General features: G+C 42.0%; 24 protein-coding genes. 7 read left to right on the top strand and 17 right to left on the bottom strand.

What is annotated here, in order from left to right; all coding sequences use genetic code 11:
- Positions 1–33 precede the first annotated feature (33 nt).
- Positions 34–2,166 carry a TonB-dependent siderophore receptor gene (locus BG00_RS07425; protein ID WP_139129365.1) on the top strand — a complete coding sequence of 711 codons (2,133 nt, stop codon included), beginning with the start codon at positions 34–36 and terminating at the stop codon, positions 2,164–2,166.
- Positions 2,167–2,275: 109 nt separating this feature from the next.
- Here BG00_RS07425 and recA read toward each other — a convergent pair whose 3' ends face one another.
- Entirely contained in the window at positions 2,276–3,319 is a 1,044-nt protein-coding gene (recA, locus tag BG00_RS07420; RefSeq protein WP_036981604.1) for a recombinase RecA, read from the bottom strand.
- A 68-nt stretch (positions 3,320–3,387) separates the two neighbouring features.
- Positions 3,388–3,876, bottom strand: coding sequence for a CinA family protein (locus BG00_RS07415; protein ID WP_036981602.1), 489 nt, complete (start codon positions 3,874–3,876; stop codon positions 3,388–3,390).
- Between the two features lie 21 nt (positions 3,877–3,897).
- Here BG00_RS07415 and mutS point away from each other — a divergent pair, with 21 nt between their 5' ends.
- Positions 3,898–6,489: a DNA mismatch repair protein MutS gene (gene mutS, locus BG00_RS07410; RefSeq protein WP_036981599.1), complete on the top strand. Its 2,592-nt coding sequence runs from the start codon at positions 3,898–3,900 to the stop codon at positions 6,487–6,489.
- A gap of 51 nt (positions 6,490–6,540) precedes the next feature.
- Here the strand turns inward: mutS and rpoS are convergent, their stop codons facing one another.
- The 11 genes from rpoS to BG00_RS07355 all read right to left on the bottom strand — a co-directional run bounded on the left by rpoS (position 6,541) and on the right by BG00_RS07355 (position 14,182).
- Positions 6,541–7,512: an RNA polymerase sigma factor RpoS gene (gene rpoS, locus BG00_RS07405; RefSeq protein ID WP_008110338.1), complete on the bottom strand. Its 972-nt coding sequence runs from the start codon at positions 7,510–7,512 to the stop codon at positions 6,541–6,543.
- Positions 7,513–7,629: 117 nt separating this feature from the next.
- A complete protein-coding gene (locus tag BG00_RS07400; RefSeq protein ID WP_036981597.1) occupies positions 7,630–8,454 on the bottom strand; it encodes a peptidoglycan DD-metalloendopeptidase family protein in 825 nt (274 codons plus the stop codon).
- Between the two features lie 41 nt (positions 8,455–8,495).
- Positions 8,496–9,074 (bottom strand): YqaA family protein, encoded by a 579-nt coding sequence (locus BG00_RS07395; protein WP_008110336.1) that lies wholly within the window; start codon positions 9,072–9,074, stop codon positions 8,496–8,498.
- A 9-nt stretch (positions 9,075–9,083) separates the two neighbouring features.
- A complete protein-coding gene (locus BG00_RS07390) occupies positions 9,084–9,722 on the bottom strand; it encodes a protein-L-isoaspartate(D-aspartate) O-methyltransferase (protein ID WP_036981595.1) in 639 nt (212 codons plus the stop codon).
- A complete protein-coding gene (gene surE / locus BG00_RS07385) occupies positions 9,712–10,476 on the bottom strand; it encodes a 5'/3'-nucleotidase SurE (protein ID WP_008110334.1) in 765 nt (254 codons plus the stop codon). The genes BG00_RS07390 and surE overlap by 11 nt, the downstream gene beginning before the upstream one ends.
- Positions 10,457–11,506: a tRNA pseudouridine(13) synthase TruD gene (gene truD / locus BG00_RS07380; protein WP_036981589.1), complete on the bottom strand. Its 1,050-nt coding sequence runs from the start codon at positions 11,504–11,506 to the stop codon at positions 10,457–10,459. Before truD ends, surE begins: the two co-directional genes overlap by 20 nt.
- A complete protein-coding gene (ispF, locus tag BG00_RS07375; RefSeq protein ID WP_036981586.1) occupies positions 11,503–11,985 on the bottom strand; it encodes a 2-C-methyl-D-erythritol 2,4-cyclodiphosphate synthase in 483 nt (160 codons plus the stop codon). Before ispF ends, truD begins: the two co-directional genes overlap by 4 nt.
- A complete protein-coding gene (ispD, locus tag BG00_RS07370) occupies positions 11,982–12,683 on the bottom strand; it encodes a 2-C-methyl-D-erythritol 4-phosphate cytidylyltransferase (protein ID WP_036981583.1) in 702 nt (233 codons plus the stop codon). Before ispD ends, ispF begins: the two co-directional genes overlap by 4 nt.
- A complete protein-coding gene (gene ftsB, locus BG00_RS07365; protein WP_013465673.1) occupies positions 12,673–12,960 on the bottom strand; it encodes a cell division protein FtsB in 288 nt (95 codons plus the stop codon). The genes ispD and ftsB overlap by 11 nt, the downstream gene beginning before the upstream one ends.
- Positions 12,961–12,994: 34 nt before the next feature.
- On the bottom strand, positions 12,995–13,627 hold the full coding sequence (locus BG00_RS07360; RefSeq protein WP_036981581.1) for a hypothetical protein: 633 nt from the start codon (positions 13,625–13,627) through the stop codon (positions 12,995–12,997).
- Positions 13,628–13,702: 75 nt separating this feature from the next.
- The gene (locus BG00_RS07355; protein WP_036981579.1) at positions 13,703–14,182 is read right to left on the bottom strand and encodes a DUF2947 domain-containing protein; all 480 of its coding nucleotides are present in this window, start codon (positions 14,180–14,182) and stop codon (positions 13,703–13,705) included.
- A gap of 61 nt (positions 14,183–14,243) precedes the next feature.
- On the opposite strand from BG00_RS07355, the gene BG00_RS07350 reads away from it, so the two are divergent.
- From BG00_RS07350 to BG00_RS07340, 3 genes are all read left to right on the top strand, one after another.
- A complete protein-coding gene (locus tag BG00_RS07350) occupies positions 14,244–14,468 on the top strand; it encodes a DUF1653 domain-containing protein (RefSeq protein ID WP_008110327.1) in 225 nt (74 codons plus the stop codon).
- 54 nt (positions 14,469–14,522) lie between these two features.
- Positions 14,523–15,368: an AAA family ATPase gene (locus tag BG00_RS07345; protein WP_036981577.1), complete on the top strand. Its 846-nt coding sequence runs from the start codon at positions 14,523–14,525 to the stop codon at positions 15,366–15,368.
- A gap of 266 nt (positions 15,369–15,634) precedes the next feature.
- On the top strand, positions 15,635–16,822 hold the full coding sequence (locus BG00_RS07340) for a vWA domain-containing protein (RefSeq protein WP_036981574.1): 1,188 nt from the start codon (positions 15,635–15,637) through the stop codon (positions 16,820–16,822).
- Between the two features lie 1,098 nt (positions 16,823–17,920).
- Here the strand turns inward: BG00_RS07340 and BG00_RS07330 are convergent.
- From BG00_RS07330 to tkt, 4 genes are all read right to left on the bottom strand, one after another.
- Positions 17,921–19,153 (bottom strand): NRAMP family divalent metal transporter, encoded by a 1,233-nt coding sequence (locus BG00_RS07330; protein ID WP_036981569.1) that lies wholly within the window; start codon positions 19,151–19,153, stop codon positions 17,921–17,923.
- Positions 19,154–19,295: 142 nt separating this feature from the next.
- A complete protein-coding gene (hpf, locus tag BG00_RS07325; RefSeq protein WP_013465684.1) occupies positions 19,296–19,652 on the bottom strand; it encodes a ribosome hibernation-promoting factor, HPF/YfiA family in 357 nt (118 codons plus the stop codon).
- A 188-nt stretch (positions 19,653–19,840) separates the two neighbouring features.
- A complete protein-coding gene (gene ppnP / locus BG00_RS07320; RefSeq protein WP_013465685.1) occupies positions 19,841–20,155 on the bottom strand; it encodes a pyrimidine/purine nucleoside phosphorylase in 315 nt (104 codons plus the stop codon).
- Between the two features lie 298 nt (positions 20,156–20,453).
- A complete protein-coding gene (tkt, locus tag BG00_RS07315; RefSeq protein ID WP_036981566.1) occupies positions 20,454–22,445 on the bottom strand; it encodes a transketolase in 1,992 nt (663 codons plus the stop codon).
- Positions 22,446–22,710: 265 nt separating this feature from the next.
- Between tkt and metK the strand changes: the two genes are divergently transcribed.
- The gene (gene metK, locus BG00_RS07310; RefSeq protein WP_036981564.1) at positions 22,711–23,862 is read left to right on the top strand and encodes a methionine adenosyltransferase; all 1,152 of its coding nucleotides are present in this window, start codon (positions 22,711–22,713) and stop codon (positions 23,860–23,862) included.
- Between the two features lie 139 nt (positions 23,863–24,001).
- Positions 24,002–24,547: a hypothetical protein gene (locus tag BG00_RS07305; protein ID WP_036981562.1), complete on the top strand. Its 546-nt coding sequence runs from the start codon at positions 24,002–24,004 to the stop codon at positions 24,545–24,547.
- The last annotated feature ends 16 nt before the right edge of the window (positions 24,548–24,563 follow it).

The following is a 24,563-nucleotide window of genomic DNA, read 5'->3' as shown; positions in this document are numbered from 1 at the left end:
CATTTAGATTAAATTACTTCCACATTTAATCTTATGGGAAACATAATGCTGCACAAACAAAAAGGCTTTGTATTTAAACTGAGTCTACTTACTTCACTGGTTTTATCTGGATATGCTGTTGCAAACGACACGCAAGACGACCTACCTTTAGAAAAAATTGCTGTTTATGGGCAACATCATAAAAACTATATTACTGAAGAAGCGCAGTCTGCGACTAAGCTAGGCTTAACAATTAAAGAAACTCCGCAATCAATTTCTGTTGTTTCACGCGCGTTGATGGATGATTTTTCACTTGATGATATTAATGCGGTATTAGAAAGCACCCCAGGCGTAACAGTAGAGCAAATAGAAACCGATCGTACTTACTTTAAAGCCCGTGGGTTTGACATAACCAACTTTTTGATTGATGGCTTAGGGACACCGCAAAATTCCGGTTCAATTCAAGGTACACTAGATACTGCAATTTATGATCGCGTTGAAATTGTACGTGGTGCCAATGGCATGATGACTGGTGCAGGTAACCCATCTGCGACTATTAATATGGTGCTAAAAAAACCAACCTACACAACGCAAGCTAATGCATCGGCTTCTTATGGTTCGTGGAATAACAAACGTGTAGATATTGATGTTTCCACACCGATTAACGATGAACACGCTGTTCGTGCTGTATTTACTAAGCAAGATAAAGAGTCGTACCTAGATCGTTACGAAACCGATAAGACCATTGCCTACCTTGCCTATGAGGGTAAGCTAACTGACGATACACTACTAAGCATTAACTATGTAAACCAGCAAAAAGATGCCGATAGCCCTCTATGGGGCGCGTTACCGCTTTATTACACTGATGGTTCACCAACTGATTATGATGAGTCAACTAGTACAGCTGCAGATTGGTCGTATTGGGATAATAGCGCTGAACGTATCTATGTAACACTTGAGCAAAACTTATCAGCGACTTGGGTTGCTAAAGCCCGTTATGCCCATATAAAAAATGAACAAAATTCTGAGTTATTTTATGTATATGGCACCCCAGATAAAGAAACTGGTTTAGGTTTAACCGGCTATGCGAGTCGTTATGATTACAAAGACACACAAGATTTGTTTGATTTATATGCCAGCGGAAAGTTTGAGCTATTTTCTTTAGAGCACGACTTATCATTCGGTATTAGCCAAGCAAACATGGACTTTAATGACCAATCGCTTTATGACTACAGCACAGGAAATGGTTTCCCTGCGATGCCTGATTTAGCGACTTGGGATGGGATAGCACCAGAAGCAACACTGGTTGATAAACCTAACGGCAGTGATGTACAAAATACACAAAGATCGGCCTATGTTTCAACTCGTATAAAACTAGCAGAACCATTAAGCATTTTGGCTGGCGTACGCTATACCGACTGGGAAACTAAAGGTACTGCTTATAGTGTAGTGCAAACCCGCGATGACTCAGAGGTTATTCCTTACATTGGTACTGTGTACGATTTTACCGAGTCATTATCAGCTTACGCTAGCTACACAGAAACGTTTGTGCCACAAAAAGAATTAGACATTAACGCTGAACAACTGGCTCCTGTTATTGGTAAAAGTGCTGAAGTTGGTTTAAAAGCACAACTTTTAGATGAACAAGTATTTGTAACACTGGCCTATTTTGATGCTAAGCAAGATGGACTTGCTGTTGCACTTCCGGGCTCCCTTCCAAGCGATACGCGTTATTACGCTGCAGATGGTATTAACAGTGATGGTTTCGAAATTGAATTAAGCGGTCGCTTAACTGATGATTTAAGTGCCAGCATCAGCTTTAGTAATTTAAGTATTGATGGTGATGAACTCGTTAAAGATTACACCCCAGAAAACCAATTAAAAATGGCAGCCACTTATCAAGTGCCATTTATTGATGGTTTAACCTTAGGTGCTAATTACCGCTGGCAAGATTCTATTAGCCGTGTGCAAGTAAAAGATCCAGCAGGCAACGCATTGGCAACTACAAAACAAGATGCTTATGGCTTATTAGATTTAATGGCCACCTACGAAATTACTCAAAACGTCGGTGTTACCTTTAATGTTAATAACAGTACTGATGAAAAGTACATAAACAGCCTTTATTGGGAGCAAGGTTACTACGGGGCACCGCGTAACTACTCATTGTCAGTTAACTGGCAGCTATAAAGCTAACTAGGCTTTAAGTCACTTTATAGCAAACAATAAAAAAGCGCTAACCTAATGGTTAGCGCTTTTTTTTAAGCTCGGGTCAAATCAAGCTTTAAAACAAATAGGCTTAAAGGTCGCCTTCATCACCTAATACGTCTTCGCCATCTTCTGGCTCAACCGTTGTTTTTAGCAATAGCATTTCACGTAATTTACCTTCTATTTCATCTGCAATTTCAGGGTTTTCTTTAAGGAACTTAATTGAATTAGACTTACCTTGGCCAACTTTGTTGCCATTATAACTGTACCAAGCACCTGCTTTTTCAACAATTTTATGCTTAACACCTAAATCAATCAGCTCCCCCTGCTTAGAAATACCTTCACCATACATAATGATAAATTCAGCTTGTTTAAACGGCGGTGCCACTTTGTTCTTCACAACTTTAACACGCGTTTCATTACCAACAACCTCGTCGCCTTCTTTTACCGAACCAATACGACGAATATCAATACGTACAGAGGCGTAAAATTTCAGGGCATTACCACCAGTTGTTGTTTCAGGGTTACCAAACATTACACCAATTTTCATACGGATTTGGTTAATGAAAATACATAGCGTGTTTGAGCGCTTAATGTTACCTGTAAGCTTACGTAATGCTTGTGACATTAAACGTGCTTGTAAGCCCATGTGTGAATCACCCATGTCGCCTTCAATCTCAGCTTTTGGTGTTAATGCAGCAACCGAATCGACAATCACTACATCAACCGCGCTTGAGCGCACTAACATGTCACAAATTTCCAGTGCTTGTTCACCCGTATCTGGTTGAGATACCAGTAACTCATCAATGTTAACGCCTAGTTTTTGTGCATAAACCGGATCAAGAGCATGCTCAGCATCAACAAAGGCACAGGTTTTACCTTCTTTTTGAGCTTGCGCGATAACTTGTAATGTTAGCGTTGTTTTACCTGATGACTCTGGGCCATATACTTCAACAATACGCCCCATTGGCAAGCCGCCTATACCTAAAGCAATATCAATACCTAGCGAGCCTGTTGATACAGCGTCAATGTTTAACGCCTTATTGTCACCCAATTTCATGATTGAGCCTTTACCAAATTGACGTTCAATTTGTGATAAAGCTGCGTCCAATGCCTTTTGTTTGTTATCGTTCATTTTACTCTCCAAATCCAGCTAATGCAGACAAGTATACTGTATGAAATCACAGTATCAAGCTAATTTTATTATTTTATCTTCTCTATTATAGTTTTTAAAGAAAATACAATAGCTTGCAGCCTAACTTGTGCCCTATCTCCATCAAATACTTGCTCAAACGCCCAGTGTTTACCGTTAATTTGTAGGCCAAACCACACAAGCCCTACCAGTTTGCCCTCAGTGGCACCACCGGGACCTGCAATTCCTGAAATAGCAATGCCAATATCAGCATTAGCCGCCTTACATGCGCCTGCTGCCATCTCAATGACTGTTTGTTCGCTCACCGCGCCAAATTCCTCTAGGGTATCACGCTTCACATTGAGTAATTCATGCTTGGCGTTATTGCTATAAGTGACAAATGCACGGTCAATATATGCTGAGCTGCCTGGGGTATCGGTAAGCGAATAACTCACTCCACCACCAGTACATGATTCAGCGGTAGTGATCCATAAGCGTTTATCCGTTAAAATAGCGCCTAATTGCGCAGCAAGTGTCTTAATCTCTTGATGTAATTCCATATTCAGCCTTTGGGTAAATACATGTCGTTTGATCTTTATGCACCGCACACTATAAAACAACAAACCCCTATGATGCAGCAGTATCTAAAAATAAAATCAGAGCATCGCGATATTTTATTGTTTTATCGGATGGGGGATTTTTACGAACTCTTTTTTGACGACGCAAAACGCGCCGCGCAATTGCTTGATATTTCACAAACACATCGTGGCAAAGCCGGCGGCGATCCTATTCCTATGGCGGGCGTGCCTTATCATGCAGTAGAAAACTATTTAGCCCGCTTAGTACAAATGGGCGAGTCGGTGGCTATTTGTGAACAAGTGGGCGACCCAGCCACCAGCAAAGGTCCTGTTGAGCGCAAGGTAGTCCGTATTGTCACCCCGGGTACTATTTCTGACGAAGCCTTACTGCAAGAACGCCAAGACAACCTTTTAACCAGTGTTTGGCAAAATAAAAAAGGCCAATACGGTGTTGCGTATCTTGATATCAACTCTGGGCGCTTCAACATTGTTGAAGTTAGTACCGATGAAGCATTTAGCTCAACGCTACAACGCTTAGCGCCTGCTGAATTACTATATAGTGAACACTTTGAAAACACTCATTTAATTGAACATATTAAGGGAGCGCGTCGTCGCCCTGATTGGGAGTTTGACCTTGATACCGCGCAACACTTACTGTGCGAGCAGTTTGGCACCAAAGATTTAGTCGGTTTTGGGGTCGACAAAGCACATAGCGCCTTGGTGGCAGCAGGCTGTTTAATGCAGTACGTAAAAGATACCCAACGCATTGCATTACCGCACATTCGTGCAATTACCCTTGAGCATAATGAACACGCAGTAATTTTGGATGCGCCAACTCGCAAAAACCTTGAACTTACCGTTAATCTATCAGGTGGCTTTGAAAATACCCTTGCCCAAGTGCTTGATAAAACAGCCACAGCGATGGGCTCGCGATTACTTAAGCGTCGTATTCATACCCCTATTCGTAATAAAGACGAGTTAAACTCTCGTCTAAATGCCATTAGTGCTATTTTAGATGTGCAATTATGCAGTGAGCTGCATGACGCGCTCAAAGAGATTGGTGATATAGAACGTGTAATTGCTCGCTTGGCATTACACACGGCTCGCCCACGTGATTTAACAAGGCTTCGTAGTGCGCTTCAAGCATTAGCACCGCTGCATAGCTTATTAAACGATGCCACAGATGCGCGTATTTCTCATATTATAGCCCACTCTAAAGAGCTTCCTGAGCTTCAAGCATTACTTGAACGTGCAGTGATTGATAACCCACCGGTGTTAATTCGTGATGGCGGTGTTATTGCGCCAGGGTATAACAGCGAACTTGATGAGTGGCGTAATTTAAGCCAAGGTGCCACCGATGTGCTTGAACAGCTAGAGCAGCGCGAACGTGAACGTACAGGTATTAGTACACTTAAGATTGGTTATAACCGAGTGCATGGCTTTTTTATTGAAGTGAGCCGCGCCAACTCGCACTTAGTGCCTGCAGATTACATTCGTCGTCAAACATTAAAAAATAACGAGCGCTATATAATCCCAGAACTAAAAGAACACGAAGACAAAGTTCTCGGCAGTCAATCAAAAGCGCTGGCCCTTGAAAAACAATTATACGAACAGTTATTTGAGTTTATTGCTCCGCATATTGAGCAACTACAAATAATGGCCTCGGTCATTGCCGATTTAGATGTACTGAACAATTTAGCAGAGCGTGCCCAAACACTTAATTATGCCAAACCTGAGCTTTGCGATAACGATAATATCAGCATTAAACAAGGCCGCCACCCTGTGGTAGAGCAGGTAATGAAAGACCCGTTTATTGCCAACCCTGTGGAACTCAATAACCAGCGTAAAATGTTGATTATTACCGGCCCTAACATGGGCGGTAAATCAACCTACATGCGCCAAACTGCCCTTATTGTGCTTATGGCACATATTGGCTGTTACGTTCCTGCCGATAGCGCTAAAATTGGTAATATAGATAGAATATTTACCCGTATTGGCGCCAGTGACGACTTAGCATCTGGGCGTTCAACCTTCATGGTTGAAATGACCGAAACCGCGGCAATTTTAAATAATGCCACTGCACAATCATTGGTATTAATGGATGAAATAGGCCGAGGAACCAGTACTTACGATGGTTTATCACTGGCGTACGCTACGGCTGATCACCTCGCTTCAAAAATCGCGGCTAAAACTTTGTTCGCAACCCATTACTTTGAACTCACTGAGCTTGCAGAACAAACGCCTGGGCTGGTTAATGTGCACCTAGATGCCATTGAACACAACGATACCATTGCCTTTATGCACACGGTATTAGATGGTGCCGCAAGTAAAAGTTTTGGTTTGCAAGTAGCGGCACTGGCCGGGGTGCCTAAAGCAGTTATTGCCCAAGCTAAACAAAAGCTAAGCTTGCTTGAAAACCATCAAAGTGTCACCACAGTCACTACAGAGCAACAGGTTTTACCGTTTGATAGTGAACCGCAAATAATTCAGCCTAGTGAGCTTGAGCAACAAATGAGCGCAATAGACCCTGATAACCTATCACCGCGTCAGGCGCATGAACTGCTTTATAAATTAAAAGCACTGCTTTATACGTAAACAGCCCGGCTTAAAAAAGCCGGGCTATATTCATTTTTCTGTGTGTTTAGATTAAGCGAACTGTTCAAATAAGCTTTTGGTACTTAAGCCTTCTTGTTGCAAAATATCTTTTAACCGACGTAGCGCCTCAACCTGTATTTGGCGAACTCGCTCACGGGTTAAGCCTATTTCACGGCCAACATCTTCAAGGGTTGAGGGTTCATAGCCTAGTAAACCAAACCGACGTGCCAGTACTTCGCGTTGCTTAGGGTTTAACTCACCTAACCAGTCAATAATATGCGTATTCATATCGTTGTTTTGTACTTCACCTTCAGGGCCTACATTTTTTTCATCGGCTATCACATCTAATAATGCACTGTCATTCTCGCTACCAATGGGCATATCTACAGAGGCTATTTTTTCATTTAGGCGTAGCATTTTAGTAACGTCTTCGACCGGTCTATCTAAGCTTTCTGCAATTTCTTCTGCGGTAGGCTCATGATCAAGCTTTTGCGTTAGCTCACGTGCTGTACGTAAATAAACGTTAAGCTCTTTAACAACATGAATAGGCAAACGAATAGTACGCGTTTGATTCATTATCGCCCGCTCAATGGTTTGACGTATCCACCATGTAGCATAAGTAGAAAATCGAAAACCACGTTCAGGATCAAACTTTTCAACCGCTCTAATGAGTCCTAAGTTACCTTCTTCAATTAAATCGAGTAGAGCAAGCCCACGATTGTTATACCTGCGCGCAATTTTCACAACCAAGCGTAAGTTACTTTCAATCATGCGTTTACGGGAAGCTTCACAGCCTTTAAGCGATTTTCGTGCAAAAAAGACTTCTTCTTCGGCACTTAATAGAGGGGAAAAACCAATTTCGCCTAGGTATAACTGAGTGGCGTCGAGGTTTTTAGTGACTTCTTCTTTAACAAATACGTCTTCATCTTCCACGTCATCAAGTAGTTGCGTTGGATCTTCAACTTTTGAATCGTCAAACTTATCATCAGTGGGGGTTTTCTCAGCTTTTGCTACATCAGCCATAAGACTTCTCCTGAGCAAGCTATCAATAACTTTATGATTAAGGTCTGTAGTCGTTTTATTAGCTTTTGCTGTATTAGCCATGAGCCTTCTCCAGAACAATCAATCAACACCTTTAGTTCAGGGTAGGTATTTAGCAGGGTTAACAGCTTTTCCTCGATAACGAATTTCAAAACGAAGTGCCGTTACTGAAGACTCTGAATTACCAATTTCTGCTATTTTTTGTCCCGCCTTCACTGTTTGCTTTTCTATAACAAGTAACTTTGAGTTATGTGCATAAGCACTTAGGTAATCATCATTATGTTTCAATATAATTAAATTACCGTAACCTCTTAGTGCACTACCCGCATAGACTACCGTTCCTTGAGCAGCGGCGAATACTGCCGACCCCTTTTTATTAGCAATCTGTAGGCCTTTATAACCGTTTTCTTTGTTAGAAAAGCGTTGGATTATTTTACCTTTAGCAGGCCAAAACCAACTCAACTTTCTGTTTGCAGAACCTTGAGACTTGCTAATTTTTTGGTTAGCTTGTTTTTGAACATACCTTCGTTTTTTCGGCTTATCAAGCTCTTTCTTTGATTTTTTGTTACTTTTTTGTAAATTAGGTGGCTTTTTAGCTGGGTGTTTTTGATTCGTTTTTGCTGTAACTCTTGGCTTACTTGGTTCTAAAAGAGAAATAACCTGACCAGGAACAATAATGTAAGGTGATGCAATTGAATTGTTTTTTGCAAGCTCCCTGAAATCTTTTCCGGCACTAAAAGCAATCGAGTAAAGTGTATCGCCTTTTTGTACTGTGTATTTTCCGCCGTTAATATTAATCCGTGAGGGATAGTCATTAATATTATTATTTAAACTGCTTACCGGTGCGGGAACATGGCGAGACGAGCATGCACAGAGAAAAACACTAATAAATAAAGCAACATAACAGCGTATTTGTTTATTCAATGCGTTTTGCCCTCTGCGTTAATAACATTAATATATAGTACTTAACGTAATAAAATGTACGCAACAACAATTAAAGCAACCACAGCCCAGCCAAGCACTTCAATATATTGACGTAATTTTTGCTCCATTTTAACTCCGCCCCATTTCATTAAAGCAGATACTAAAAAGAAACGCGCCCCTCGTCCAACCGCCGATGCAACAATAAAGGGTAAAAACGCCATTTGTAATACCCCTGCACCAATAGTAAATACCTTATAAGGAATAGGCGAAAACCCGGCTAAAAATACCACCCATACGCCATAGTCTTTAAACCATGCAAGTGCCGTATTAAATTTATCTTGCCATTGCATTTGCGCAATAAAAGGCTCTACAACAGGTTCAAATAACCAAAACCCTAGTAGATAACCTAGCACGCCGCCAAGCACAGAAGCTACGGTAGCAAAGCTTGCAAATCGCCATGCTTTACTCGGTTGTGCCAGCGACATAGGCGCTAACATTACATCGGGTGGCACCGGAAAAAAAACCGATTCGGCAAAGCTCATCCCTGCTAAATAACGTTCTGCATGGCGATGCTTAGCCCAAACTAAGGCCATATCATATAACTTGGTAAACAACTTCAAAATGAATTCCTATTCAATATCGCCAGGGACCAAAGGTACAAATCTTACTGGCGCAATTACATGCTCTGTAAAGCTATCGCCTTGGCGAATAACCATGGTTAATTTTTGTTCTACCTCACCAATGGGGGCGAGTAATACGCCTCCATCTGCAAGTTGTGCGAGTAGTTCTGGAGGGATAATCGTTGCCGCAGCGGTCACAATAATGCCATTAAATGGCGCTTGCGATTGCCACCCTTGCCAACCGTCACCGTGTTTCATAGTGACATTATATAAATCGAGCTGATGTAATCGACGCTTTGCTTGCCATTGCAAAGCTTTTATACGCTCAACCGAATACACCTTATCAAAGGTTTTAGCCAGTACCGCGGTTTGATAGCCGGATCCGGTACCAATTTCTAACACTTTACTTTTCACGCCGGCTAAACGCATCAATTCGGTCATACGGGCAACAATGTAAGGCTGAGAAATAGTTTGTCCTTGCCCTATCGGTAGCGCCGTATTTTGATACGCTTTGTGCTTTAGTACATCATCAATAAAAATATGCCGAGGAATTTGCGAAATCGCCTTTAAAACCTCCTTATCTTCTACGCCCTCTCGTTGTAATAGATCTGAAAGCGCTTGTGCACTGCGGGTATAATTAGCCAGCACGGTTGATCTCCAACTCGGCTAACCACTCTCCCACAGCTTTGATACTGTCTTTAGCGGTCATATCAACGCTCAATGGGGTGACTGATGCATAGCCATTATTTACAGCATAAAAATCGGTGCCTTCACCGGCATCACTTTCTGTACCCAAAGAACCATACCAAAAAATATCGCGTCCCCAAGGATCGCTTTGCTTGGTCATGGTTTCTGCTTTGTGTCGCGCGCCTAAGCGAGTTACCTGAACCCCTTTTAGCTCACTTAAAGGAATATCTGGCACATTAATATTGATGATCTGATCTTTAGGCAGCGGATGCGAAGCAAGCCCTTTAATAATATTGACCGTAACGGCTGCTGCCGTTTCAAAGTGTTCACCAAGGTGAGAGCACAAAGACACCGCAATTGCTGGTAAGCCCAGATGACGACCTTCAGTCGCCGCAGCAACCGTACCAGAGTAAAGTGTATCGTCACCTAAATTGCCGCCGTGGTTAATACCGGCTACCACTAAATCGGGCTTTTCATCCATTAATTGATTCACACCTAAATGCACACAATCCGTTGGCGTGCCATTAACCGACATAAAGCCATTGTCGAGTGTCGTTGCACGCAAAGGATTCATTAACGTCAGTGAATTACTTGCGCCACTGCAATTTCTATCTGGCGCAACCAGCGTTACCTCAGCAATTTGTGTTAATGCTTGGTATAAAACAGCAATACCTTTGGCATTAACACCATCATCATTACTTAATAGAATCTTCATCTGCGTTATCCTTTTCTTTTCGCTCGCGAGGACTGGCGTCAGTATAATCAACCAGTTCGCGCAGTAAAGCCGTTGCAAAGCAGCCTTTGGGTAAACCAAAGCTGAGTTTTAATGTGCGTTCATCAAGTGTTTCTACACTTAGATCTTGAGGGATTAAACGCAGCATTCTGCGCTCGTTTTTAAGCCCTAAATCCCCTAAGCCATCACACCATGCTTGATACGGTGCCAACCATGTTTTTTCTTGTTCGGTAAGGCCTTTTTCACTTTTGCCAACCATGGGCGCCGACATCATAATATCGCCAGAGGCAAGACGTGCAATATTTTCATCACTTATCGCATCTTCAAAAAATGCATTGCTACCACTTAGCATAAATACTTCGCGATGCATGGTTTTAGCAAGGCCATGCTCTGCCACGCGTAAACTAACAATTTGATTAAACACATGTGAACGCGCAGCAGAAATAATAATGCCTCGCAGCTTTTTATCGCGTATGCGCTCACCGGCAAACATTTTTTCAGCCATGACTAAGTTATGCCCATCACGGCCAAAACGCTGCTCACCAAAGTAGTTAGGCACACCTGCGCGTACTGCGTTTATACGGCATAAAATATCAAGCGGCTCGGTTACATTGCGCAAGGTAATAGTAAATCTATTTCCTTTATGGCAACCAGTGCGTAATTTTCGCTCATGGCGCTGCTGCGAAACCACAAACACGCTTTCGCTGTTGAGCTCAGTAAAATCAATATGTTTTTTAATCGGTACTTTTACGCTAAACCACTGCGAGCATACTCCATGGCGGTCTTTCATGCCGGCATAACTTACATCACGTGGCGATACACCCGCTTTTTGTGCAATCAGCTTGGCAACATATTGGGTGTTTTCACCCTTTTTAACCACTTGCAAACACACGTGTTCACCACTGCCGGTAAACTCTATACCGAGCTCCTCATCAACCATAAAGTCTTCTGCGGTGGTTTTAAAGTCGGCTTTGGAAAGCGGCGCGCCATATAAATAATTTAATTCGCTCATGCGTTTTGTTTGCTCATAATGACCACGGCATGGCTTGAAATGCCTTCTTTTCGCCCCTCAAACCCGAGCTTTTCAGTGGTTGTGGCTTTAACATTTATCTGTGAAAGCTCAGCATTTAAATCACTGGCAAGATTGGTTCGCATTGCTTGAATGTGTGGCAGCATTTTTGGTGCTTGTGCCACAATAGTGATATCCGCATTGCCTAATACATAGCCCTGTTGCTTGGCTAGACTCACTACATGGCGAAGTAAAATACGGCTATCAATATTTTCATATTCACTGGCTGTATCTGGAAAGTGCTTACCAATATCGCCCAGCGCTAATGAGCCTAAAATAGCGTCACACAACGCATGAATAGCTACATCTCCATCTGAGTGTGCTAAAAAGCCTTGCGGGTAATCAATTTTTTCGCCGCAGATAGTTAAAGGCCCTTGGCCTCCAAATTTATGCACGTCAAAACCATGGCCTATTCGTATCATGTTGCACTCTCATTATTTTGTTTTTGCAGTAAAAAGCCTGCTAAATCTAAATCTTCTGGGGTGGTAATTTTAATATTATCACTGCGCCCCGCCACCAGCTTTACCGGCTTATTTGCCCATTCCATGGCACTGGCTTCATCAGTAATAATTGCCCCATTGGCTAACGCATTTTGCAGTGCTGTTTTGAGCTCGTCGTATTTAAACAGTTGCGGAGTAAGCGCTTGCCATAAATCGTCACGAGGCACAGTTTGTTGCGCATGGCTTTGACCTCGTTTTATGGTGTCTTTTACTTGGCTGGCTAAAATGCCGCCTTCATCAGCCTGCATGCACTGTGCGATTAGGCGCTCTATATCAGCAATATCTACTAAAGGTCTTGCAGCGTCGTGCACCAAAACCCAAGTCGGTGGGTTAGCGGCTAAAAACAATAAACTGTTTAACACTGAATCTGCACGCTCTTTACCGCCAATAGCACGCAAGATGCGAGGATCAGATAGCGTAAGGTCGTTAAAGTAGGGGTCGGTTTCGCTCAATGCCACCACTATAGAGTTTAACTGCGGTAACTGCGATAACTTAGCGAGCGTATGCTCTAAAATGGTTTTCCCTGCTAAGGAAATATATTGCTTTGGCGTTGTGTGTTGCATTCTGCTGCCAACACCTGCGGCAGGAACAATAGCTGCAATAGTAAATTTATTTGTCATGGTGTTGAGCCGGTAAAACACGAATAAAGGTTTCGTCCGGTTTAATCATTCCTAATTCGTTGCGGGCACGCTCTTCAATACCTTCAAGGCCGAGCTTTAAATCTTCTATATCCGCTTTTAATACTTTATTACGCTTGATCAGCTTTTCGTTTGTTTGTTGATGCGATGCTACCGCATTTTTTAGACGGGTGTAGTCTTGCACACCATTATGGCCAAACCAAAGTCTATACTGAATAAAAAGTGCTAAGCACAACAAGCCAAATTGAAAAAATCGCATTAAACACTCCTTATTTTAATTTTTAATTATCTACTTATGCTAGCGGCCGCTTAACATTGCGCCAATTAATATTGGCAGCTAGTAACATTTCCCGTAATGACAAAACCCGTGGCGTGCTACGCTTTGAAAACTGCCACTGGTGGCCACAACACGCCGCTGTAAGGCTCGTTTTACTAGGTTTAAGCAATTGCGCACTTTGTTGCTCAAATCCTTGGCCTAAAAAATCAAACCAGCCAAGTTCATTACAATGCAGTTGCGTATCAGCTACTTGATCAATGCTATCTATTCTAACCCGAATTTGACCGTGACTTTGTAATAATACAGGAATTATTAGCCCTACTTTGGCATACGCTTGATAAAAAAGTTCATTCGCTGAAGGATTAGCCTCTGGCGGTGTTGGTTTTTGTTTTTCAAGCCAGCCTCCATTTTGCGCATCAAGCGTAAAAGGCAATGGTGCATTAGCTACCCGTGTTGCGGCACGTTCAATATAATAAGGCAGGCTTTTTAATTGCCTGCGTAAACGGTCACCATTAGGTTCAGCCACTAAGCGCTGAACTTCACGCTGATAAAAAGCATTGCATAATTGTGCGTAAAGCACTTTTTGTGCATCAGTTTGCCATATTTCAACTTGCTGGCTTGTGTTAAACTGCTTATTTTTAGCAACCAATCGCTGTACTCAAAAAAACATTTTAATACTGTTTTATAACACAGTAATGCACAGTTTTTAAGCACTTGTAGTAATTTAAGCGCTTGGCTTTTCACCTAATTTTGCAATACCTGATTCTAAAAATTGCACCATAGTACTGCGCTTTTTACCTATTAATAAGCTGCCATCAGCCAAAAACATAAAGTTTTGCCAGTTACGTTTAAACACATCAAATGTCGTTTCGATAATATTGTCGCGTGCCATGCAAAAATACACTGTGGTATTAGCCTGCCAATCTAAGTGGTTCAAAATAGCATCTGGAAATTGGGGTTCTTCGCTTTCCCACACATCTTCCCAATTAATTTCTTGGCTAAAGTTTTGCTCTTGCGCGCACCAATCGGTTTTATCAAAAAAGTCTGGATGGTCATGTTCACGACTCACCATGGTTGTCCACAGTACGGCGGCACGCTCGCTGGTCATTGGTTTAATATTGGCTGCATCAATATCTGAAACCGGAATATCTTTGTGGCGAAATACCCAGGCTTTTTTGTAATCATCAAGAGAAATATAATTCATAGTATTGCTGTATTCTTTGGCATAATAAAAAGCGAAGGCAAATTATACAAGATAACAGACTATGACTACAGCACTAAAACTGGGTTTATATCAACACTACAAAGGTCCACAATATAAAGTTATGCATGTGGCGACCCACAGCGAAACCAACGAGCAGTTGGTTATTTACCAAGCCTTATACGGTGAATACGGTATATGGGCACGCCCACTAAGTATGTTTACTGAAACCGTAGAAAAAGACGGTAAAACTATCGCCCGTTTTGCCTACCTTGGTGAAGCCGATTAACTATGGCATTATAACGCATAACAATTACTGCTCAGACCAGATAAAGGATAACCCGTGCAATTTAACTCTACTGATAATTACATCGCAAGCTCAGCATTAAAACAGGCAGTAAACGCCGCTATTATGCTACAAAAACCGCTTTTAATTAAAGGCGAGCCAGGCACAGGTAAAACCATGCTGGCCGAAGAGTTAGCGAAAAGTTTAGATACTGAGCTTATTCAGTGGCATATAAAATCAACCACTAAAGCGCAGCAAGGTTTGTACGAGTACGATGCGGTATCGCGTTTGCGCGACAGCCAGCTAGGTGATGAGCGCGTTCACAATATTAGCAACTACATAGTTAAAGGTAAGCTGTGGCAAGCCTTCATGTACGCTGAATTAAACGGCAAACGCCCAGTACTGCTTATTGACGAAATAGACAAAGCCGATATTGAGTTTCCAAACGATTTACTACTCGAACTCGATAAAATGGAATTTCATGTATACGAAACCGGTGAGCGCATTGTGGCTAAAGAGCGCCCTATTGTGATCATCACATCAAACAATGAAAAAGAGCTGCCTGATGCGTTTTTACGTCGCTGTTTTTTCCATTATATTGATTTTCCAAATAGCGACGAAATGCAGCAAATTATTGATGTGCACTACCCGCATGTTAAACAAGATTTAGTTCGCCAAGCACTAGAAGTATTTTTTAACTTACGCGAAGCCAACGGCCTTAAAAAGAAGCCCTCCACCAGCGAGTTACTGGATTGGTTAAAACTATTAATGGCTGAAGATATAGACGCCAAAACCCTGCACGACAAAGCGCAAAAAGGCGGTTTAATGCCGATGTTTGGCGCGCTGCTTAAAAACGAGCAAGACATAAGCCTAATCGAAAAACTCGCGTTTATGAGCCGCTAGGGCCTGTTGACCTTTCAGGATTAAAATTTGTTCTAACTAGGGACGATTTAATCGTGGCGCGAGGTTTGTAACCTAGTGGGCTAAGTAAAAGCCGAGCAACAAAGAGTTAATCGTCCCTAGGACGAACCTTCGGGCAGCGCGTGTTTGGTATTTATGCTGTGTTATCGCCTATTTATGGGGAATAACCACACTACATAGGCTCTGCCTTGCCTAAATACCAAACACACTGCTGCAAATTTAACCTCAAAAGATAAACAGGCCCTAATATGCTAGTACAGTTTTTTTTCAAGCTGCGTGAATACCGCTTACCGGTAAGCCTGCGTGAGTTACTCGATTTAATTAACGCTTTAAAACAAGGCGTTATATTTGCCGATGTAGACGCCTTTTACCATTTAGCGCGCACTATTATAGTAAAGGACGAAACCCATTTTGATCGATTCGATAAAGCCTTTAGCGATTACTTTAGCGGTATTGCCGACTTAGACCTACTCGAGAGCTTAAAACAGCAACACAACTTACCTGAAGATTGGTTGCGTAAAGAGTTTGAAAAGCACCTAAGCGATGAAGAAAAAGCCCAACTAAAAGCCATGGGCGGGCTAGACGAGCTAATGAAAACCCTAAAAGAGCGTTTAGAAGAACAGCAAAAACGCCACGCAGGCGGCAATAAATGGGTAGGTACCGGTGGCACCTCGCCTTTTGGTGCGTATGGTTATAACCCTGAGGGTGTGCGTATTGGTCAAGACGGCAACCGACATCGCCAAGCGGTAAAAGTGTGGGATAAACGCGAATACCGTAACCTCGATTCTGACCGCGAAATTGGCTCACGCACTATAAAGCTCGCCCTTAAAAAGCTACGTAAATTTGCCCGCACGGGCGCAAGCGACACCCTTGATTTAAATGAGACTATTCGCGCGACTGCCAAGCAAGGCGGCATGCTCGATGTAAAAATGGCACCCGAGCGCCACAATGCAGTAAAAGTATTGATGTTGTTTGATATTGGCGGTTCAATGGATGACTACATTCATACCTGTGAAGAGTTATTTAGCGCCGCCCACAGCGAGTTTAAACATTTAGAGTTTTACTACTTTCATAACTGTTTATACGAACACGTGTGGCAAGATAACCAACGCCGCCACTCAAACGTTATTGATACCATGACGCTCATTAACAAGTTTACCAGCGACTACAAAGTTATATTTGTCGGTGATGCCACTATGGGCCCATATGAAATTGCCTACCCTGGTGGATCGGTAGAGCATTGGAATGAAGAGCCCGGCAGTGCGTGGCTGGCACGAATCACCAATCACTTTGATAAAGTCGCGTGGCTCAACCCACAACCGGTTGAACACTGGCCGTACTATCAATCAATTGATTTTATAAAGCAGCTGATGGATAACAGAATGTACCCGTTGAGTTTAGATGGGATAAGTAAAGCGATAAAAGAGTTGAGTTAGAATATTAATTTAAGACGACTCAGCGCTAGCAGCGGAGCTTTAGGTATGAATCTATAACTTTGTTGGGTGGCGCCTTCGGCTTAACCAACCTACCTTTAACGTAGGTCGGATAAGTGGTGAAGCCACGCCATCCGACGAACAGAGATGAATTCAACAGAAACAATCCGATGCACCGCGTTAATGAACAACCGCATGTAGCCACTTAGTTTAAATGAGATAAGTAAAGCGATAAAAAAATTAGTTAATACATTTTAAGTAGCTCATACACCATATTTTGATGGTATTCACTGAGCATGAGTTCTAATTGCTTCTCGAAGACTTCAATGGATGGTGTTTTTCCACTTAACCGCTGTTGCTTTAGCCATTCAAGTAATTCAACCCTTACTAAATAAACGTTTTCAATACAGTAGCTTGGATCTGAAAGCCAAATTTTTGGAGCTTTTAGTGAAGCTCCTGAATACCAGTGACAAATGGAATAGCCTTCACTTTCAAGCTTATCATTAAGTTGCCAGCTATAAATCCATCAGGTAATCAGAAATAGAGGGAAGCATCCTATAACAACAAATAGCCCCCTTCGCATCGATTTCTCTGATATATCACCATGCATTCTTTGATAAATTCCGTAGATGAGTACAAAAAAAGCGAGCATCATAACTATCAAAGGAATTACTGCAGGTTTAATTTTTAACGAAATTACATTTTCAGCAATAAGACTTAATGCGCTAATTTCTAATTTAAAGCTGTAGGCATAGAGAGTAATGATTAAACATAAAACGCCTATAGACCCCCTTTTTTTAGGGTTGGTAGGTGAGAGTTGATTAGCCGGACTTGCCATTTTAGTATCGTCTTCCTGAGTAAGGAATACCAAATAAGCGCTGTATAAACTCAATTGGATTATTATCGTACATTCGCTCAGCCCTATCTAATTCATATTTTAACTAATTTGGATAGATATCATAATTTTTAATCGTCGCCCCTTGTTCGTTGCAGCCTATCGCGGTCTGCAACAGTCGGTATTTATGCAGAGGTCGTTTGATTTGCACCTTTAACCTCGCACCTCGAACCTCGAACCTCGAACCTCGAACCTCGAAAATAAAATCACATCAACTTCCACACTACAAACGCCATAGCAAAACCAACTAAGTACACCAAGCCCAACCAAGTTAAGCTACGCAAAAGTAGGCTGTGTTTAATCTCGGGCTCTGAGCGTACTAGGCTAAAATTAAGCCATGCAAAAACAGGGGTAGTAACAAACGCAAGCGTCATAGCAAAGGTAAGCATGGGGCCAAGGGCTGATTTAAAAAATAAAATAACGGCCATACCGGCAAGTGCTTGCAGTATAAGCCAGGTATTTAAGCTGTGTTTAGATTGCTTAAAACCCAGTAATTTATGCGATTCGTTAAGTGTGCGGGCGTAGCCGTCAAGCACGGTGAGTGTGGTGCCAAACATACACAAAAACGCGATGGCTGATACCAAAGGCCTTGCCCACTCGCCAATAGTAAGTGCATACATATCAATCAGCTGTTTAGCAAAGGCTACACCGCCAAGCTCTATATTACTGCTTTGCCCATATTGCACTAACGCACCTAAACTAAAAAATACCAGCGCAAGCCCGGCGGTTAACCAATAGCCTACATTAAAGTCGAATAAGCCTTGGGTTTTAGTCACACTTTGCTGAGCTTGTTTTTCTTTAAGCCACAACGAGCTCAGTGCCGATATTTCAATAGGCGCTGGCATCCAGCCCATTAAGGCAACCATAAAGCCTAACATGGCAAGTTCATACGGTGAGGGGCCAACATAGTTTACAGGCGCTACAGGGCCGTTATTTATAGCAATAACTAATGCCGTTATGGTTGCTATAGTAAGTAGCCCCATAATAGCTTTTGCAACGTTATCGAGCGCTTTAAAGTGCCCTAGTAATAATATAATTAAACATACAGCCAATATTAACCAGCACAATAAGGTAACGGGAATACTAATAGGTAATGCGTAGTGTAATAAGCTCGCAGTAAGCAACAATACGCCCGCGGTATTTACCACAGCGGCAATAATATTGAGAGCAATAAAACTGTAAAAATAGCCAGGCCCTTGGTTTTTATACCCTTGCACTAAACTATTTTTAGTAGCGAGTGTGTATTCCATGCCAAAACGAAAAAACGGGTACTTTAAAACGTTAACCACCACAATAAGCCAAAATAGCTGCCAGCCAAATAATGCACCTGCTTGAGTAGAGGCCACTAAGTGTGAGCCACCAATGGCAGCGGTGGCCATTAAAATACCTGGGCCGAGCGCCCCTAACCGAGACTTCCATGTGCTTTGTGTGTACTGCATTAACTTCTCAAATTTGGTGTATTAAGTGCTTTTATTATTAATTTTTATCATTAATAAACTGTGTGAATGCATAACTTACCTAATTTACAGGCAATAAAAAAGAGCCCTTAGGCTCTTTTTAAAAATAACACATTGTTAGTTATTAATTTAAATCCATCTCTTGGATGATTTCGTGTGCTATTTCAGGTGTGGTACTTACAGGCTTTTCATGTAAGTTCGCTTTTATTTGCCCTTTACGATGCTTTAGTGCGGCATCGAGTTTTTTAGCTGCGCTAGAAATAGCAGGATACATAACTTCGTTTTCCCCTTTTACCGATATACGCGCACCTTCATAATTTGTGCTAATTTCTGCTTGGAACTTATGATGCTCTTTTGAAAGAATAATATCTAGAGATATCAATGATGGAAAATGGCTCGCGACTTTTGAGAACTTTTCGTTAATGTGTTCTTTAATAGAATCAGTAACGTCAACATGGTGACCAGAAAGATTAATTTTCATAGGGTATCCTTTTATTTGTTACCTCATAGTTAGTATTGGGGGTTAAACGAATTAACACAAGAGAAAAAATGAAAATTACGCAATTATTTATTACCCCACTGATTTAGATCATTCATTTAGCATTAAGTATGCAAAAAGCCGCTTTGTAGCGGCCTTTAGAGGTGTTGACAATTTAATCAACCTACAAATTAATCGGTGTATGAACAACAATAATCTGCAAAATCACTTACTTTTACATGAAAGCTAACATTAGCATCAACGTTAAATGACTCGCCCGCGTTAAATGTTTGCCATTCGCTTTCACCAGGTAGTAATACATCCCACTGCCCTGCTAACAATTCCATGCACTCTTTTTGGTTGGTATTAAACTCAAATTCACCGGGTTGCATAAAACCCAAGGTTTTTGCTTCACCGTTACCTAAAAGCACAGTACGACTTGATACTTTGCCATCGAAATACACATTGGCTTTTTTAACCACACTAACGTTATCGAACTTTGGCATGTTAACTCCTGTTGTTAATTTATAATTTTGTTACCTCCACAGTGCCTGATACATATAAACCTTGCAAGTTAAGTGCTGTGAAAATTACTCACTTAGAAGCCAAAAGGTTAAAAATGAACGACTTTATAGAGAGATATGCTTCGAGCAACGGGCTACGAGTTTCGAACAGTACTTTTAGTGATTTATGCACAAGAGAGCTATGAGACGCTGAGCTTTAGAGGAAGTGATAAAAGTACAACTCATAAAAAAGCCCGCCCTGTTACACACAGCGCGGGCTTTTAAACGTTAAAGCAGTCGCTTAAAACAATGCGTTTGCTTTGTTAACTACATTTTCTACCGTAAAGCCGAAGAACTCAAATAGCTCGTTTGCCGGTGCCGACTCACCAAAGGTGGTCATACCAACTACGGCACCATTTAGGCCTACATACTTGTACCAGTAATCAGCAATACCCGCTTCAATCGCTACGCGACGTGAAACGCTTGCTGGTAATACACTTTCTTTGTACTCAGCCGATTGGTCTTCAAACGCATCAGTACATGGCATAGATACAACACGTACCTTTTTACCCTGCGCACGTAGCTCTTTCGCAGAGTCTTGCGCTAGCTGTACTTCAGAACCCGTTGCAATCAAAATAAGCTCTGGATTGCCGTCACAACTTAGGATGTAACCACCCTTTTTAACGTCGATTAATTGCTGGGCATCACGAGCTTGCTGCTCTAAGCCTTGGCGAGTAAAGATTAATGATGTAGGACCGTCTTTACGTTCAATAGCTTGTTGCCATGCAATTGCTGACTCAACTTGGTCACATGGCCGCCAGTTGTAAAGGTTAGGCGTTAAACGCATGCTGGCAATTTGCTCTACTGGTTGGTGAGTTGGACCATCTTCACCTAAACCAATTGAATCGTGCGTGTATACAAAAATGCTTGGTTGCTTCATTAATGCAGCCATACGTACCGCGTTGCGTGCGTATTCCATAAACATTAAGAACGTTGCGCCGTAAGGAATAAAGCCTTTATGCAGTGCAATACCGTTCATAATGGCCGACATACCAAACTCACGTACACCGTAGTATATGTAGTTACCACTTGCATCATCAGCAGTTAAGCCTTTAGAGCCATCCCAAATTGTTAAGTTTGAACCCGCTAAATCGGCAGAGCCACCCATAAATTCAGGTAGTAACGGGCCAAACGCATTTAATGCATTTTGCGACGCTTTACGTGATGCTGGGTTTGCTGGGTTTGCTTGCAGCTCTTCAATGTACGCTTGTGATTTTTCAGCCCAGTCAGCGGGTAATTCTGAATGTGTACGGCGTTTGTATTCAGCAGCGAGCTCTGGGTATGCTTGCTCGTAGGCGGCAAATTTTTCGTCCCAGCTTGCTTCAAGCTGTTGGCCTTTTTCTTTGTTATCCCACTGTGCATAAATATCTTCAGGGATTTCAAATGCATCGCCCGTCCAACCTAAAAACTCGCGAGACGCTTTAATTTCGTCATCACCAAGCGGTGCACCGTGACAATCGTGGCTACCTGACTTATTAGGTGAGCCGTAACCAATAATAGTTTTACAACAAATTAATGTTGGCTTATCAGTCACGCTTTTAGCTTCTGCAATTGCTGCACTTACTGCATCGCTATCATGGCCATCAACGTCACTAATTACATGCCAGCCGTATGCTTTAAAACGTGCTGGGGTATCATCACTAAACCAACCTTCAACTTCACCGTCGATTGAAATGCCGTTGTCATCCCAAAATGCCACTAACTTGCCTAGGCCTAATGTACCGGCTAGTGAGCATGCTTCATGAGAAATGCCTTCCATTAAACAGCCATCACCCATAAACGCGTACGTGTGGTGATCAACAATGTCGTGGCCTTCACGGTTAAACTGCGCTGCTAATGCTTTTTCAGCAATCGCCATACCTACCGCATTTGTGATCCCTTGACCTAATGGGCCCGTAGTGGTCTCAATTCCTGGCGCGTATCCATATTCTGGATGGCCTGGTGTTTTAGAATGCATTTGGCGGAAGTTTTTAATTTCGTCCAGTGACAAGTCATAACCACTTAAATGCAGTAGAGAATAAATTAGCATTGAACCGTGACCATTTGAGAGTATAAATCGATCTCGGTCAGCCCACTCTGGATTTGTTGGGTTATGTTTTAGATAATCGCGCCATAATACTTCTGCGATATCAGCCATGCCCATAGGGGCTCCAGGGTGACCAGATTTGGCCTTTTGTACTGCGTCCATTGACAAGACGCGAATAGCATTTGCAAGTTCTTTGCGAGATGGCATGAATTCTCCTACCTTTATATGTATTTGCGCGGGTATTTATTTATCCCCATTCTTACTTATTGTGGGGGCTGTGTGCAATTAAAAACCCATAAAAATAGGGCATTATGAATATTTTTTAAGAACCATTTACTATTAGATATTTTATTTAGACGTCTAGGCGTAAAAAAACTATGCAAATTCATTTGTTTTAGATAAAATACGCGCCTTAATTTTTTAGCGCTAATACCGACGTTTGTGAAGCGCAATATTTGTGAGCATAATTACAATGGCAAAACATTTATTTACTTCTGAATCTGTTTCTGAAGGTCATCCGGATAAAATCGCCGATCAAATTTCTGATGCGGTACTTGATGCTATCCTAGAGCAAGACTCTCATGCCCGTGTAGCGTGTGAAACTTACGTTAAAACCGGTATGGTTATGGTTGGTGGTGAAATAACGACTAGCGCATGGGTTGATATCGAAGAAATTACACGTAAAACAGTACGTGAAATTGGTTACACACACTCTGATATGGGCTTTGATGCCGATTCGTGTGCAATTTTAAACACGATTGGTAAACAGTCTCCTGACATTAACCAAGGTGTTGACCGTACAAGTCCAGAAGAGCAAGGCGCTGGCGACCAAGGCCTAATGTTTGGTTACGCATGTAACGAAACTGAAGTATTAATGCCTGCTCCAATTACTTATTCTCACCGTTTAGTACAACGCCAAGCTGAGGTTCGTAAAAGTGGCGAGCTTAACTGGTTACGTCCAGATGCAAAATCACAAGTTACATTTGCATACGAAAATGGCAAGCCAGTAGGTATTGATGCCGTTGTACTTTCTACTCAGCACAGCGAAGATGTATCGCAAAATGACTTAGTAGAAGCAGTAATGGAAACCATCATTAAGCCAGTACTTCCTGCTGAGCTGATTACTAGTGCAACTAAATTTTTCATTAACCCAACAGGTCGCTTTGTTATTGGTGGCCCAATGGGTGACTGTGGTTTAACTGGTCGTAAAATCATTGTAGATACTTACGGTGGCATGGCTCGTCACGGTGGTGGTGCTTTCTCTGGTAAAGATCCATCAAAAGTTGACCGCTCAGCGGCTTATGCTGCACGTTATGTTGCTAAAAACATTGTTGCTGCTGGCCTTGCTGACAAGTGTGAACTTCAGGTGTCTTATGCTATTGGTGTTGCAGAGCCAACATCTATCAGTGTTGAAACATTTGGCACAGGTAAATTAGAAGAAGCGCGTTTAATCGGACTTATTCGTGAACACTTTGACTTACGCCCTTACGGCCTAATTCAAATGCTTGATCTTGAGCGCCCTATTTATCTTCCAACAGCGGCTTACGGCCACTTTGGCCGTGATGAATTCCCATGGGAACGCACAGATAAAGCAGACGCACTTCGCGCAGCAGCTGGCCTGTAAGCCACCTAGCTAATATTAAAACGGCCCTTTTTAGGGCCGTTTTGCTATGTGTATTAAGTTAGTCATAAAACAGTCTCGAACTGTTTAACATTTTAGGTATATACTCTACTTATACAATAAAGCGTGTTAGGGATAAAAAATGGCCGACAATTTTCGTGTTATATTTGTAGGACTTGCAGAAGGCGCAGACAGCCAAGCAGTGACCAATGCACTGACAGAAAAACTAAAAACCTCACCTGAAAAGGTGGCGGCATTTTTTAATGGCAAGCTGCTGTTTGCTCCTAGCAACAAAGAGAAAGCCCTTAAGCAAGCCAAGTTACTTTCAACGCTGGGGATCAAAAGCAAACTTCAGCAAACAGCCCCTACACAAGCTACTTCTCAAAAAGCGCACGACAGCCAGCGAGATCAGCGCTTATTTGATGCCCTAGATTACATTACTAGTAGCTTAATTCGTCTTGAAGAGAAACTTGAGGATCTTGAGCAACGTCTCCCCGAGGTTGAGTTATCTCTGTCTGATGAAAATGACGAACCATGGCAAGATGACGATTTAATGCTAGATGAGCCATTCTCTACAACACCCAAAAAACGCAGTAACCTTGTTTTATATTCACTGATTACCACAGTTGTAATATTACTTATTGTGCTTGCTGTGTATTTGATGTTTCCGAACTTATTCTCTTTTTAATTATGGTTTAGATATT

The organism is Pseudoalteromonas sp. SCSIO_11900, from assembly GCF_000576475.1.
In the GTDB taxonomy this organism is placed as follows: domain Bacteria; phylum Pseudomonadota; class Gammaproteobacteria; order Enterobacterales; family Alteromonadaceae; genus Pseudoalteromonas; species Pseudoalteromonas tetraodonis.
The sequence above is the reverse complement of the archived record's forward strand: the minus strand, read 5'-3'. Positions and strand labels throughout refer to the sequence as shown.